At 69.3% G+C, this 12,933-nt stretch carries 13 protein-coding genes, 1 tRNA gene and 1 pseudogene; 8 read left to right on the forward strand and 7 right to left on the reverse strand.

The window, feature by feature from the left end:
- Nucleotides 1-104: 104 nt before the first annotated feature.
- From ACFOW8_RS15250 to ACFOW8_RS15260, 3 genes are all read right to left on the reverse strand, one after another.
- Nucleotides 105-1,250, reverse strand: a complete 1,146-nt coding sequence (locus tag ACFOW8_RS15250; RefSeq protein WP_378551275.1) for an acyl-CoA dehydrogenase family protein — start codon at nucleotides 1,248-1,250, stop codon at nucleotides 105-107.
- A gap of 17 nt (nucleotides 1,251-1,267) precedes the next feature.
- Nucleotides 1,268-1,873 carry a QsdR family transcriptional regulator gene (locus ACFOW8_RS15255; RefSeq protein ID WP_378551276.1) on the reverse strand — a complete coding sequence of 202 codons (606 nt, stop codon included), beginning with the start codon at nucleotides 1,871-1,873 and terminating at the stop codon, nucleotides 1,268-1,270.
- Between the two features lie 118 nt (nucleotides 1,874-1,991).
- A tRNA-Glu gene (locus ACFOW8_RS15260) sits at nucleotides 1,992-2,064 on the reverse strand.
- A gap of 237 nt (nucleotides 2,065-2,301) precedes the next feature.
- On the opposite strand from ACFOW8_RS15260, the gene ACFOW8_RS15265 reads away from it, so the two are divergent.
- Together ACFOW8_RS15265 and ACFOW8_RS15270 are read left to right on the forward strand one after the other, a co-directional pair.
- On the forward strand, nucleotides 2,302-3,252 hold the full coding sequence (locus ACFOW8_RS15265; RefSeq protein ID WP_378551277.1) for a DNA polymerase domain-containing protein: 951 nt from the start codon (nucleotides 2,302-2,304) through the stop codon (nucleotides 3,250-3,252).
- An 85-nt stretch (nucleotides 3,253-3,337) separates the two neighbouring features.
- The gene (locus ACFOW8_RS15270; protein ID WP_378551278.1) at nucleotides 3,338-3,922 is read left to right on the forward strand and encodes a hypothetical protein; all 585 of its coding nucleotides are present in this window, start codon (nucleotides 3,338-3,340) and stop codon (nucleotides 3,920-3,922) included.
- A 24-nt stretch (nucleotides 3,923-3,946) separates the two neighbouring features.
- Here the strand turns inward: ACFOW8_RS15270 and ACFOW8_RS15275 are convergent, their stop codons facing one another.
- Nucleotides 3,947-4,507 (reverse strand): GlcG/HbpS family heme-binding protein, encoded by a 561-nt coding sequence (locus tag ACFOW8_RS15275; protein WP_378551279.1) that lies wholly within the window; start codon nucleotides 4,505-4,507, stop codon nucleotides 3,947-3,949.
- Between the two features lie 214 nt (nucleotides 4,508-4,721).
- Here ACFOW8_RS15275 and ACFOW8_RS15280 point away from each other — a divergent pair, with 214 nt between their 5' ends.
- From ACFOW8_RS15280 to ACFOW8_RS15290, 3 genes are all read left to right on the forward strand, one after another.
- The gene (locus ACFOW8_RS15280) at nucleotides 4,722-5,888 is read left to right on the forward strand and encodes a sensor histidine kinase (RefSeq protein WP_378551280.1); all 1,167 of its coding nucleotides are present in this window, start codon (nucleotides 4,722-4,724) and stop codon (nucleotides 5,886-5,888) included.
- Between the two features lie 163 nt (nucleotides 5,889-6,051).
- The gene (locus ACFOW8_RS15285) at nucleotides 6,052-6,684 is read left to right on the forward strand and encodes a response regulator (RefSeq protein ID WP_378551281.1); all 633 of its coding nucleotides are present in this window, start codon (nucleotides 6,052-6,054) and stop codon (nucleotides 6,682-6,684) included.
- 70 nt (nucleotides 6,685-6,754) lie between these two features.
- On the forward strand, nucleotides 6,755-7,009 hold the full coding sequence (locus tag ACFOW8_RS15290; protein ID WP_378551282.1) for an anti-sigma factor family protein: 255 nt from the start codon (nucleotides 6,755-6,757) through the stop codon (nucleotides 7,007-7,009).
- A gap of 8 nt (nucleotides 7,010-7,017) precedes the next feature.
- Here the strand turns inward: ACFOW8_RS15290 and ACFOW8_RS15295 are convergent, their stop codons facing one another.
- Nucleotides 7,018-7,524, reverse strand: coding sequence for a DM13 domain-containing protein (locus ACFOW8_RS15295; protein ID WP_378551283.1), 507 nt, complete (start codon nucleotides 7,522-7,524; stop codon nucleotides 7,018-7,020).
- A gap of 418 nt (nucleotides 7,525-7,942) precedes the next feature.
- Between ACFOW8_RS15295 and ACFOW8_RS15300 the strand changes: the two are divergent.
- Nucleotides 7,943-8,266 (forward strand): annotated as a pseudogene (locus tag ACFOW8_RS15300) (transglycosylase family protein); the annotation flags it as partial.
- 91 nt (nucleotides 8,267-8,357) lie between these two features.
- Here ACFOW8_RS15300 and ACFOW8_RS15305 read toward each other — a convergent pair.
- Both ACFOW8_RS15305 and ACFOW8_RS15310 read right to left on the reverse strand, forming a co-directional pair.
- Entirely contained in the window at nucleotides 8,358-8,852 is a 495-nt protein-coding gene (locus ACFOW8_RS15305) for a DoxX family protein (protein ID WP_378551285.1), read from the reverse strand.
- A 145-nt stretch (nucleotides 8,853-8,997) separates the two neighbouring features.
- Complete coding sequence (locus ACFOW8_RS15310; protein WP_378551286.1) at nucleotides 8,998-10,239, reverse strand: PucR family transcriptional regulator; 1,242 nt, start codon at nucleotides 10,237-10,239, stop codon at nucleotides 8,998-9,000.
- A gap of 191 nt (nucleotides 10,240-10,430) precedes the next feature.
- Between ACFOW8_RS15310 and ACFOW8_RS15315 the strand changes: the two genes are divergently transcribed.
- Together ACFOW8_RS15315 and ACFOW8_RS15320 are read left to right on the forward strand one after the other, a co-directional pair.
- Nucleotides 10,431-11,591 carry an esterase/lipase family protein gene (locus tag ACFOW8_RS15315; RefSeq protein ID WP_378551287.1) on the forward strand — a complete coding sequence of 387 codons (1,161 nt, stop codon included), beginning with the start codon at nucleotides 10,431-10,433 and terminating at the stop codon, nucleotides 11,589-11,591.
- Nucleotides 11,588-12,910, forward strand: a complete 1,323-nt coding sequence (locus tag ACFOW8_RS15320) for a lipase family protein (protein WP_378551288.1) — start codon at nucleotides 11,588-11,590, stop codon at nucleotides 12,908-12,910. The genes ACFOW8_RS15315 and ACFOW8_RS15320 overlap by 4 nt, the downstream gene beginning before the upstream one ends.
- The last annotated feature ends 23 nt before the right edge of the window (nucleotides 12,911-12,933 follow it).

The raw sequence follows: 12,933 nt of genomic DNA on the forward strand, positions 1-12,933 counted from the left end.
CGCGCCCGGTGGTCTACTCGCCGGGCGCGACGCACTACCTCGACGCGCGCCGACTCCCGGTGGCCCTGCGCGGTCACGCGTGGGGCCACCGGGTCGGCGGCGTCCTAGAGGCCGAGCTCGCGGCCGATGAGTTCCTTCATGATCTCGTTGGAGCCCGCCCAGATCTTGGTGACGCGCGCGTCCATCCACGCCCGCGCGACCCGGTACTCACGCATGTACCCGTAGCCGCCGTGCAGCTGCACGCAGGCGTCGAGGATCTCGTTCTGCACCTGCGCCGACCACCACTTGGCCTTGGCGGCGTCGACCGCGGAGAGCTTGCCTTCGGCGTGCGCGGCGATGCCCTGATCGACGAACGCCTGGGTCACTTCCAGTTTCGTGACCAGTTCGGCGAAGAGGAACTTGTTGTACTGGAAGCTGCCGATCTGCTGTCCGAACGCCTTGCGCTCCTTGGCGTAGGCCAGGGTCTCGTCCAGGATGGCCGCCGCGTGCGCGGTATTGGAGATCGCGGCGCCGATGCGTTCCTGCGGCAGGCGTTCCATCATCGCGATGAAGCCGCGGTCGGTTTCGCCGATCCGGTTGGCGTCGGGGACGCGGACGTTGTCGAAGAACAGTTCGGCGGTGTCGGATTCGGGCTGGCCCACCTTGTCGAGCTTGCGGCCGCGGGTGAAGCCGGCCATGCCGGTCTCGACCGCGAACAGGGTGATGCCCTTGGCCTTCTTCTCCGGGCTGGTGCGCGCGGCGACGATCACCAGGTCGGCGTTGAAACCGTTGGTGATGAACGTCTTCGAGCCGTTGATGATCCAGTCGTCGCCGTCGCGCACCGCGGTGGTCTTCAGCGCGGCCAGGTCGGATCCGCCGGACGGTTCGGTCATGCCGATGGCGGTGACGAGCTCGCCGGTGCAGAACTTGGGTAGCCACCGCCGCTTCTGCTCGTCGGTGGTGAGTTCCACCAGGTAGGGGGCGCAGACGTCGTAGTGGATGCCGAACGAGGATGCCACCGCGGCGCTCGCCTTGGCCAGTTCCTCGCCCAGCACCGCGGCGAAACGGTAGTCGCCGGCGTCGCTGCCGCCGAACTCCTCCGGCACACCGAGCCCGAGGTAGCCGAGTTCGCCTGCCGCCAGCCAGGTTTCGCGATCGATCGCCCGTTCCTCGATGAACCGTTCGGCGTTGGGCTCGATCGAGCGCTTGACGAATTCGGCGACGGAGGCGCGGAAGGCCTCGTGGTCCTCGGAGAAGATGGTGCGCTGCATGGTTTTCCTTTCGGTTCCTACCGGTCGGGCCGTTCGCCCAGCAGAACCAGCGACGCCTGGACGACCTTGGCCGCGTCGGGTTCCTCGCCGCTGATCACATCGGCGTAGATGAAGGTCTCGGAGATCCGCGCCAGCAGCAGCGCCGCTTCCGGCACCGGCAGCGGCGGATCGAGGGTGCCCGCGGCGATCTCGGCGGTGAGCAGGTCGGCGATGAGCACGACGAAGCGGCGCTGCACCGACCCGGCCTGGGTGGTGAGCAGCCGCAGCGCGCGTTCGGGCTCGCGGCGCAGGAATTGGCGGAACGCATCGGAGGTGTTGACCGCCTGCGCGAAATCGCCTAGCACAGCGGCGATCCGGTGGGCGCCGTGTCCGGGGTTGGCGGCGATCGCGCGGCGCAGCGTGGGCTCGGCGACCGACCAGATCACCTCGGCGAGCAGTTCGTCGCGTCCGCCGACCCAGCGGAACAGCGTCGCGCGGTTGACCCCGAGCTCGTCGGCGAGCTCCTTCATCTCCAGCCTGCGGCCCGCGAGGAACCCCGATCGGGCGGCCTTGAACGCGGTGATCGCGTCGGGGCGGGCGGCCAGATCGTCGAGCCGCTTGCCCAGCGGGGTCTGCTCGGTCATGACACCTCCCTGCTGCAACGTTTCCCACAGTGTATGGAGAACGCAACATCTGTCAATATGTTGCATGGGCGCGGACATGAAAAAACTCCCCGGTCACGATGACCGGGGAGTTTCGACGTAGCCCCGACGGGATTTGAACCCGCGCTACCGCCTTGAGAGGGCGGCGTCCTAGGCCGCTAGACGACGGGGCCAGAACTGCGATCCACTGGGTGAACCGCGCCGTCATACGATAGCCGACGACCGGGCGTTCAACCAAAACGGCTGGTCACCGGCTGTCGGTGAGCGGATCGCGCCGCCGCTGCGCTGACCTCGGGTCGCGTCGGTCGACCGTGGGCGCGGCGGTCGATCCGCTCGAACGGGGAACCCGCTGTTGCGCTCCAGGCGGGTGACGACCTCCCGTGCCGCCGGGATCGGACTACGGTGGAGCGATGGCGGGCGAACTGCGGCACGGTGTCGAACTGTCCAATCTCGAGCAGCCGTTGTTCGACGGTGCCGAGGCGACCAAGCGCGATCTGATCGACTACCTGGAGTTCGTGGGGGAGCGGTTGCTGCGGGTGCTGCGGGGACGGCCGCTGTCGGTGGTGCGGGTACGGCCCGGCCAGGAACCGTTCGTGCAGAAGAATCTGCCGAAGTACACGCCGGAATGGGTGCCACGCACGACCGTGTGGGCGGAGAGTTCGCGGCGCCGGATCACCTATGCGCTGTGTGACGACCTGCCGACCTTGATCTGGTTCGGCAATCAGCGCGCGGTCGAATATCACCCGACGCTGTACCGCGCGGAGTCCGCGCCCGAACCGACCCATCTGGTCCTCGATCTCGATCCCGCGCCGGGGCAGACCTTCGCCGACGCCGTGGCCGGTGCCAGGTTGATCCAGGCGGCGCTGGCCGCCGATGGACTCTCCGGTGCGGTGAAAACGAGTGGTTCCAAGGGTTTACACGTCTTCGTCCCGGTGGTGCCCGGCACCGATGTGGAAGACGCGGCCGCGGCCACCCGCGCGGTGGCGGCGCGGGCCGAGCGGATCGATCCGTCGGTCGGCACCACCGCGTTCATCCGGGAAGACCGGCACGGCAAGGTCTTTCTCGACGCCACCCGCGCGGGCGGCGCCACCGTCGCCGCGGCCTACAGCCCACGCGTCCGCCCCGGCGTCACCGTGTCCTGCCCGCTGCGCTGGGCGGATCTCGATGACGTGACCCCCGCCGATTTCACCGTGCGCACCGCACCGGACCTACTGGGCGGTGCCGACCCATGGGAGTCGGAAATGCCCGCACCACAGCGGCTTCCGGCTGACCTGGTAGCGGAGGGGCATACCATTCCGGTCGCACGAGTGCAGGCCATGCACGAAGGCAAGCGGCGGGCTCGCGCGCGACGAGCGGAATAGCGGACGGGTCGCGTGGCGATGGATTTCGGCAGCGAAACGATGGTGGAACCGATAGGATTTCGGGGTCGGACACTGGAGGGGAAACTTGAACTCGGCCGAATCGTCTGCAGCGCGAACCCCGAAACGTCGAAATCTGTGGATCCTGCTCGGTAGCGCGGCCGGTGCGCTGATCGGACTGACGCTGGCCGGCGGTGGCCTCGCGCATCTGTGGACACCGTCCGGTACCGAGAGCCGCGCGGTGCGATTGACCGAACCCGATGCGCTCCAAGGTATTCCGCGGATCTCCGATCCGGCCACGCTCGGTGAGCTGGCGGCCGTGCAGCGCGGCTACGGCGAAGACGTCGATTCGGTGGTCGCCATCTACGGGCACTCGCGTACGCAACCCGAGCTCCTGGTGCACGTGGTGGCCTCGGGTTTGAAGAATCCCGAGTCCAATGTGGAGCTGCTGCTGTCGGACACGGTCGGGACGACACCGCAGGACGTGACGTCGATCGATGCGGGACCGCTCGGCGGCATCGCGCGGTGCGCCACAGCGGTCACCGATCAGGGGCCGTCAGCTCTGTGTTCCTGGGTTGCCGACAACAGCTTCGGCAAGATCGTCTGGGTCGGCGTGACCAAGGCCGACATCGCCCGCGACTTCGTGGCGATTCGTAGCCAGCTGGAAAGCTGACCCGCGGCGCGGGCACCGGCCGGGCTACTCGCCGAGGGCGGCCACACCCGCTTGGGCGAACTTCTCGTCCAGATCACCGCTGGGGGCGCCTGCCACGCCGATGCCTGCGATCGGGGCGCCATCGGCCTTGACGGGGGCGCCGCCGCCGAGGAAGAGGGTGCCGTCGATGTCGGCCAGCTGGGGGGCCGACTCGAGGCGCTTGGCGAGTTCGGTGGTCGGGGTGTTCCAGGAGACGGCGGTGTAGGCCTTCTGCTGGGCGGCGTCGTAGGACTGCGGGCCCGCGCCGTCGCCGCGCAGGGTGACGATGACATTGCCGTTGCGGTCGACCACGGCGACGCTCACGCGCTGGTTCTCCTTCGCCGCGGCGTCCAGGGCGGTCTGGGCGGCCTTGGTGGCGGCCGCGATCGACAGGTGGGTCGACTGGGTCAGGTTGGCGTCGGCGGCATCGGCCACCACGGGGGTGCGGGTGGCGGGGTCCGGGTTCTGCGCCTGCACGGTCACCACGCCGACGACGCCTGCGGCGATCACACCGGTGGCGGCGCCGGCGACGATGAGGCGGTTGCGGGTGCTCGGCTTGGTGGTCATCTGCTGCTCCTGATCGGATCTCGGCCGGCTCGGTGCCCTGGCCTGTCGATATCCATCCTGTTCGGCCGACGGCTGCGGCGAATCGACGAAGTGGCTGTACTTCTGCGGCCGGATCGGATCACCCGGGTGTCGACCGATCGGATGACCCGCGGCGGCCGGCCGGCGGGAGAGAATGGGGCGGTTTGCCGATCGCGAACATGGACGGAGGTAGCCGATGCGCAGCACGCTCGGCGAGCAGCCCGACGACACCCGGCTGCTCCCGGTCATCGTGTACAGCGCGTTCTACGTGCTGCTGAGCGCCTCGCTCCTGCGCTGGCTGATCCGGCACGGCGAGACCAGCTCGACCCCGCTGGTCGTGTCCCTCGCGCTGTCCCTCGCGGTGCTGTACGCGATGAGCGAGCTGCGGCATTCGCATCGGATCGTGTGGTTCGCGCTGCTGGTGGCCACCTGGTCGGTGCTGGTGGTGCTCGCGCCGAGTTTCGCCTGGTGCGCGGTCCCGCTGGTGTACACCGGGCTGCGGATCCTGTCGGTGCGGGTGGCGGTGACGCTGGTCGTGGTGCTGACCGCGCTGGTCGTGGTGAGCCAGGTGCGCATCGCGGGCTGGCTCGACCCGAACCTGGTGCTCGCCCCGCCCGCGGTCGCCGCGGTGACGACGGTGCTGTTCATCGGGATGCGCAGGCAGACCGAACGACAGGCCGCGCTCATCGACGACCTGGTCCGCACCAGACAGGAACTGGCCGACACCGAACGCAGGGAAGGCACCCTCGCCGAACGCGAACGACTCGCCATGGAGATCCACGACACCCTCGCGCAGGGCCTGTCCAGTCAGCGCATGTTGTTGCAGGCCGCCGACCTGGTGTGGGACACCGATCCGGAGCTGGCACGCACCCATCTGCGCTCGGCCGCCGAGATAGCCGAACGCGACCTCGCCGAGGCCCGCCGTTTCGTGCACGACCTGGCACCCGCCGACCTGGCCGCAGGCGGCTCGCTCGCCGCGGCACTCGGTGCTCTCGCCGCCCGCGAGACCACCGACCGGCTCACCGTGCGCTGTCACGTCGAGGGCGTGCCGGGCCCGCTGCCGCAGCGAGTGGAAGCCACGCTGCTGCGGGTCGCGCAGGGTGCGCTGGCCAATGTGCGTGAACACGCCGAGGCGACGATCGCCACCATCACGCTGACCAGCCTCGACGACCAGATCGTGCTCGACGTGGCCGACGACGGTCGCGGCTTCGACCCCGCTCGCCGCGCCACGCCCGCCGGGCACCGGGGCCACGGGCTCCCCGCGATCCGGGCCAGGGTTCACCAGCTCGGTGGTAGCTGCGCGATCGAATCGGCTCCGGGTGACGGCACCGTGCTGTCGGTCGCGATCCCACTCGGGGGATGAACCGCGGCCACACCGGCCGCTCTGCCGGTGGTAGGGAGCGTGTCGGGCCCCGCTCGCCCGGTCGGTCGACGTCGTGAGCGGCGCGGGCCGTGGCCGAGCGCAGGCCGGTGGTGCCGTGCCGGGTGGCCGGGAATCATCGGTGGGCGCGCTAGCATCGGCGCTTGTGAATCCCCCCGTGCGCCTGGTGATCTGTGACGATCATGCCGTCGTCCGTGCCGGACTGCGCGCACTGCTGTCGAGCGCACCCGAGATCGAGGTGCTCGGTGAGGCGGCCGACGGCCCATCGGCGGTCGCGCTCGCGGCGAGCCTGCGGCCCGATGTGGTGCTGATGGATCTGCAGCTCGGCGGTGACATGGACGGCGTAGAGGCGACCCGGCGGATTACCACCCAGCCCGCTCCCGCACCGCACGTGCTCGTGCTGACCACCTATGACACCGACGCGGACATCACCCGCGCGATCGAGGCGGGCGCCACCGGCTATCTGCTCAAGGCCGAACGGCCGGAGGAGCTGTTCGCGGCCATCCACGCCGCCGCGAGTGGGCAGACCACGCTGTCGGCACCGGTCGCGGCGAAGGTGATGGCCAAGATGCGCAATCCGGGCCCCACCCTCACCGCTCGCGAGCGCGACATCCTCGGCCAGCTCGCCCAGGGCCTCGGCAATCGCGAAATCGCTCGCGCATTGCACATCAGCGAAGCCACGGTCAAGACCCACCTGGGTCGCATCTACGACAAGCTCGGCGTCGACACCAGGGCGGCGGCGGTCGCGGTGGCCACCGAACGGCGCCTGCTGGCCTGACCGCGTAACACCGTGGCGGCCGCGGGCTCTGAAAGGACGAGGCCACAGCGTGGATATGCTGGGTGAAGCGATGCGAGAAGGGCTGGTTGGCATGGATTGCGACGAATTCGTCGAGCTGGTCACCCGCTTCCTCGACGGCGTCCTCGACGACGAGACCGAGCGGCGGTTCCGCACCCATATCGGCGAGTGCGACGGCTGCGAGGTGTACCTGGAGCAGATCCGCCGCACCAGCCGTGAGCTGGGTGGGCCGGCGCCCGAACACCTCACCGGTGAGATGCGTGCCACCCTGCTCACGGCGTTCCGGGACTGGCACCGTCCCGCCTGAATCCCCGCTCAGGCCGTGGTGAGGGTGGCGGCGCCGAACGACACGTGGAAGCGCGCGCACCAGATGCTCACCGACTTCAGCGTCGACAGATCGGTACCGGCGGGCAGTTCGTAGTTCTGGTTGCCCACATTGCCCTTCAGAGTGCCCAGGTCGACGTACGCGCCGTCGTCGAAGTTGTGCCAGTCGTCGGCGATCACGGGCTGATCGGTCAGCCAGACCCGCAGCGCCGGTCCGTCGGAGGTGCGCAGATCGCTGATCCGCAGCACCAGGGTGCCCTCCGCGGTGCGCTGGATCTGCACCGAACCGGAGGTCTCGTGCTCGTGCGAAAGGAACTCGCCGGTCGCCAGCACGGGGGCGGGGGTACCGCCCACCGCGGTCGCGATCGGTGCCTCGTCGACGGTGGTCGTGGTGAACAGCCGCCACGGCTGGAACAGGTACAGCCCGACCGCGAGCGCGGCGACGAGCCCCACCGCGAGTACGCCGAGCACGGTCCTGCGGATACGACGCTGAGCCATGGTTGTCTCCTTCTCTCCCATATGCGGATCGTTCCCCGGCCCCCGGCAGGCGTTACACCCGCAGGCGGTGCCCGAATTGCCGGAAACAAAACGTGACTGGAGCCACTATTTCTGGGTGATCCCAGTCACATTACGGCACTATAACGACAGTAATGTCATTACGGATTTGTAACGGCAGACCTGCGCGGAACAGTGTTCGTTTGGGCAATGGTTGCTACAGAACGCTGCGTGATCAGGATGTGATCTCGGGTCGTGGACCCGCTACATTCGTTCACGGCTTGCACAACAACCGAGCCGAATCGAATCGACGAACACCGGAAAGCCTGCTCCGCGATTCGAGGATCCCCGACATTCCTGAGGGGCAGGGACGCGGTGGTATTTCGGACACCGAGCCGGTGGGCACAGGCAGGAAAAGCTTATGTCTTTCAACCGCAAGTTCACCCGTACCCTCGGTTTCGCCGCTGTCGCGGGCGCCATGATCGCCGTTCCGGCCGGTCTGACCACCGCCACCGCGTCGGCGAACAACTGGGACGCCGTGGCGCAGTGCGAGAGCAGCGGCAACTGGAGCATCAACACCGGTAACGGCTACTACGGCGGCCTGCAGTTCTCGCAGAGCACCTGGGAGGCCTACGGCGGCACCGGCTACGCGCACAATGCGAGCCGCGAGGAGCAGATCCGCGTCGCCGAGAACGTGCTCGCAGGCCAGGGCCCCGGCGCCTGGCCGACCTGTGGCGCCTACCTGTAAAGCGCGCCGCGTCCAGACTTTCCTTGTCGGGAAACGGAATACCCGCTATTCGGAGCACACGCCGAATAGCGGGTTTTTTCGTTGTCCGTCAATTACGGATGAGCAATGTGATACCGGCCGCGACAAAGGCGAGCACAATGGCGCCGACGCCATAAGCGAGCTTGTAGTCGCGCAGCCCGAGGAACCGGTCGAACGCGAAACCGCCTGCGCCGGTGAGGGCCAGACCGCCTGCTGCCGTAGCGAGGACCACTTCGTACTCGATACCTTTCGGCAGGAAGAAACCGGCGCCCCATTTCACCGACATCGCGTTGAGCATCACGCCGAGGATCGCCGCCGCGGCGAGCGGGGTGAACAGGCCGAGAATCAGCCCGATGCCGCCGAGCGTCTCACTCAGCCCGGCCAGTACCGGGAAGAACTTGCCCGATGGGTAGCCGCTCGCGGTGAAGAAGCGGTCGGTGCCGTCGAGGCCGCCGCCGTCGAACCAGCCGAACAGTTTCTGGGTGCCGTGCGCGGCCATGGTCGCGCCGACGCCGACGCGCAACACCAGCAGGCCCGCGTCGGTGGGGAGGGTCGATGTCGTCATGGCGAGTCCTTTCGCGGCGGTGATCACCCGCACGTGGTGGAGGAAACCCGCCGCCGTCGACGACGACGCGCTCGGCGCGCAGCGGGCAGCAACCGGCCCGCCTCCATCAGGTCCCGCGGCTCCAGTGTAGGACTCCGCGGACCGGCTAGTCCTGCTCGTCGGGTCGCGGTGCCGCGTCGAGCCGATGCACCGTGAGCGCGGCCGCCAGCATCCGTGAATCCTTCGGATCGGCCGGATCCAGGCCGGTGAGCTCGGCGATCCGGCGCAACCGGTAGGTGAAGGTGTTGGGGTGCACGTGAATACGCCGCGAGGCTGTCTTGCGGTCGGCGCCGTGCCGCAGATGCGCTTCCAGTGCCTCGATCAGGTGTGGGCTGCCGAGCAGCGGAACGACCCGCTGTGCCAGGCGTACGCGCGCCGGGCCGGGGCGCGTGAGCTGGTATTCGAGCAGCAGGTCGTCGAGCCGATAGCAGCCGCCTGGCCTGCCGCGCAGACGAGCCAGCTCGGTCAGTTCGATCGCGTCCTTCGCGGTGGCCGGAATCGTCTCGCGGGCCACGCCGGAGAACTCGGCCAGATACACCGGAACGCCGAACTGCTCGGCCAGCCGGGCGGCGAGCTCGTCGAACCGCGCCGGGTCGAGCACATCGGTCTCGGAGCTGCTGCTCAGCAACGCGATGCCGTTGGACCCGTCGAAGGTGGCCGGGGTGGTGGTGCCGGTGAGTTCGTCGAGCGCGCGCTGCAGCACCCTGATCCGGCGCCTGGTCACCAGGTTGGCGGCGGATCCGGTGCGGGCCGGCTCGCTGAGATGGATCGCCAGCACCGTGTACTGGTCGGCGAGCACGGTGTCGGCGCGGGCGGCGAGCTCCTCGGCGGGTAGCCCGCGAACCAGGGCCGAACACAGCTCCCTGCGTGCCTCGCGCTCGGCGTGATAGATCGACTGCTCGACTTCGGTGTAGGTCTCGACCACGGTCATATTGATGTGGCGCAGCAGTTCGAGCAGCCTGCTGCCCACCAGGATCAGCTCGTCCATCTCGGTCGGCTCGGCCAGCGCCGACGCCTCGGCCAGCACCGACTGCGCCGATCCGTGGATGGCGCCCATCAACATCGGCAGCGGCAACCGGTCCTCGGCGTGCCGCTCCGCGACCGGCGCGACGAAGGTCGCGACCTCGGCCTGAGTGAACTCGCGTTCGGCGGCGATCGCCTCGAGCACGGCCCGGCCACACGCGTAGATGGTCGGCAGTACCTCCGCGGTGAAATGGCCAGGTGGCAGCTCGGCGGGTGCGGTCGCGCCGAGGCCATCGGCGAGCATGCGTTCGGCGATCTGGGGCCAGCGGGTCAGCAGTCGAGCGGTCAACGCGGGTGGTGCGGAAACGGGGTGTTCGGCGAGCATGACTCGATTGTGTCCGAGAACAGGGCCCGATGGGCGACTCCGGTCGAGAACGCACAGAACTTGGTTCCCGCGCCAATCGCCCGCCCGTTTTCTCGGTGCAGCGTGCAGTGACAGTGGTGTGGCGCCGGTCATAGATTCGCAGAGCGCGTCCGTGCCAACGCCGGCCGACGCGGTTCGACGGAAGTGAACACATGATCGCAACGACGCATCCGCTGCGCCGCACCCTGTGCGGACTCGGCATCGCCGCGGGACTCACCGTGGCCTCGGTCATCGGGACCGGCACCGCCGCCGCGGAGCCGACCCTGGAACCGACCATCGCCTCCATGGCCGAATACCTCGACGCCACCGTGACCGCGACGCCGGACGGCCGCAGGCCCACCGTCATCGCCGATACCGGCAGTGCTTCCGGCTCCAGCTCGGGTTCCGCGGGCAGCCGCGCCTCCGATGCCGTCGGGGAGGGGCCGGAGATGTCGGCCTATCTGCCTGCCTTCGCCTACGGGCTGTTGCACCCCGACGCGGCGCCGCCCGGCGCCAACCGCTGGAACTGTAAGCCGAGCGCCGAACATCCGCGTCCGGTGGTGCTGCTGCACGGCACCTGGCTCAACGCCTACGACACCTTCTCCTATCTTTCCCCGCGGCTGGCGCAGGCCGGGATGTGCGTGTTCACGCTGAACTTCGGTAAGTCCGGGTTGCTGGAGGGCGGTGGGATCGGTGCGGTGCTGCCGGGACGTTACGGAGTCGGTCCGATGGCCGATTCCGCGGGGCAGGTGGCGGCGTTCATCGAACGTGTGCGCGCCGCGACCGGGGCCGAACAGGTCGACATCGTGGGCCACTCGCAGGGCGGCACCATCGCCAACCACTACCTCAAGTTCGGGGGCGGGCAGGACAAGGTGGGCAAGCTGGTCACCTTCGGCGCCACCCACCACGGCACCTCGCTGCTCGGCATGGCCACCCTCGGCCGGATGATCAACAACGCCGGCATCGACATTCTCGGCTTCTACCGGCCGATCGTCGGCGTCGCCAATATCGAGCAGGCCGTCGGCTCGGAGTTCTACACCACCCTCAACGCCGCGGGCGACACCGTGCCCGGCGTCGCCTACACGGTGGTCGGCTCCCGCTATGACGAGGTGATGAACCCGCTCGAACTCGGATTCCTGCACGCGGGGCCGGAGGCGACCGTCGACAACATCACCCTGCAGGACGGCTGCGAGCAGGACATCTCCGACCACCTGACCATGATGTACTCCCCGCGCGCTGTCTCGCTGGCGCTGCGCGCGCTCGACCCGGAAGGCGGCCACGCCGTGACGTGCACATTCAATCCCTGGTTCTTCGGTGGTGGCGGCAGTCTATGACCATCGCCGCCCCCGCGCTGACGCACTGGAGTCGCGCGCCGCTGCTCCCGCCCGACGACGCGTTCTACCGCACCCCGCCGGATCTGGCCGAGCTGGCGCCGGGCACTGTGGTGCGCACCCGCCCGGTCGAGCTCGCGCTGTTCGGCCTGGTGCCGCAGCGGATCACGGCCTGGCAGCTGCTGTACCGGACCTGTGATCTGGACGGGGAGCCGGAGGTGGCGGTGACGACGGTGCTGCTGCCGTGGGGCGCCGACCCCACCCGGCCGCGGCCGCTGGTCTCCTTCCAGTGCGCGATCGACGCGGTGGCGCCGCAGTGTTTCCCGTCGTACGCGCTGCGGCGCGGAGCGAAGACCGCAGGGTCCATCGCGCCGCTGGAACTGCCGATCATCGCGATGGCGCTGCGGCAGGGCTGGGCGGTGTCGGTGCCCGACCACGAGGGCCTCGGCGGCCGGTTCGGCGCGGCGCGGGAGCCCGGCTATCGCGCGCTGGACGGGATCAGGGCCGCGCTGGGTTTCGCGCCGCTCGGCCTGTCGGCGGCGGCCGCGGTCGCGCTGTGGGGGTATTCGGGGGGTGGACTCGCCACCGCGTGGGCGGCGGAACTGGCGGCCGAGTACGCGCCGGAACTGAATATCGTCGGGGCCGCGGCCGGATCGCCGGTCGGGAACCCGGCCGCGGCGTTCGTGCGGCTCAACGGCGGCTGGTTCGCCGGGTTCCCCGCGGCGTTCGTCGCCGGGTTGCGGCGCGCCTACCCGGAGCTGGACGCGGTGCTGAGCGCGCACCTGGACGCCACCTATCGCGCCCTGCTCGGTGAGGCCGAGGAGCGCACCACCTTCGCGCTGCTGTGGCGGTTCGCGCGGCGCGATGTGGCCAGGCACCTGCGCGAAGGCATGGCCGGGCTGCTCGCCGAACCCGAGCTGCGCCGGATCCTGGCCGATATCGAGCCGGGTACCAGGGCGCCCGCTGCGCCGCTGCTGGTGGTGCAGGGCGTCCGGGACGAGGTGATCGCGGTCGCCGATATCGACGGCCATGTCGCGCGCTACCGGGCGGCCGGTGCCACCGTCGAGTATCTGCGGGTGCGCCGCGGCTCGCATCTGCCGCTGGAGTTCCTCGTGGTGCCGGTGGTGCTGGACTGGCTGAGCGACCGGTTCGCCGGGCGGCCGGTGCGGCCGGGCACCAGCACCGTGGTCTCGGTCGCCCGCAGCGCTGCCGCGCTGCACGCGCACCTGGACTTCCTCGTGCTGGTGGCGCGGATGGTGGCTGGGCGGCCGGTCAGCGGCACGGAAATAGGTGAGACCGTAAGTAACATTATCAATCCGTGATTGGTATTCGCCTTCTCCTGGTA

This window comes from Nocardia rhizosphaerae (assembly GCF_042650365.1).
Classification (GTDB): domain Bacteria; phylum Actinomycetota; class Actinomycetes; order Mycobacteriales; family Mycobacteriaceae; genus Nocardia; species Nocardia rhizosphaerae.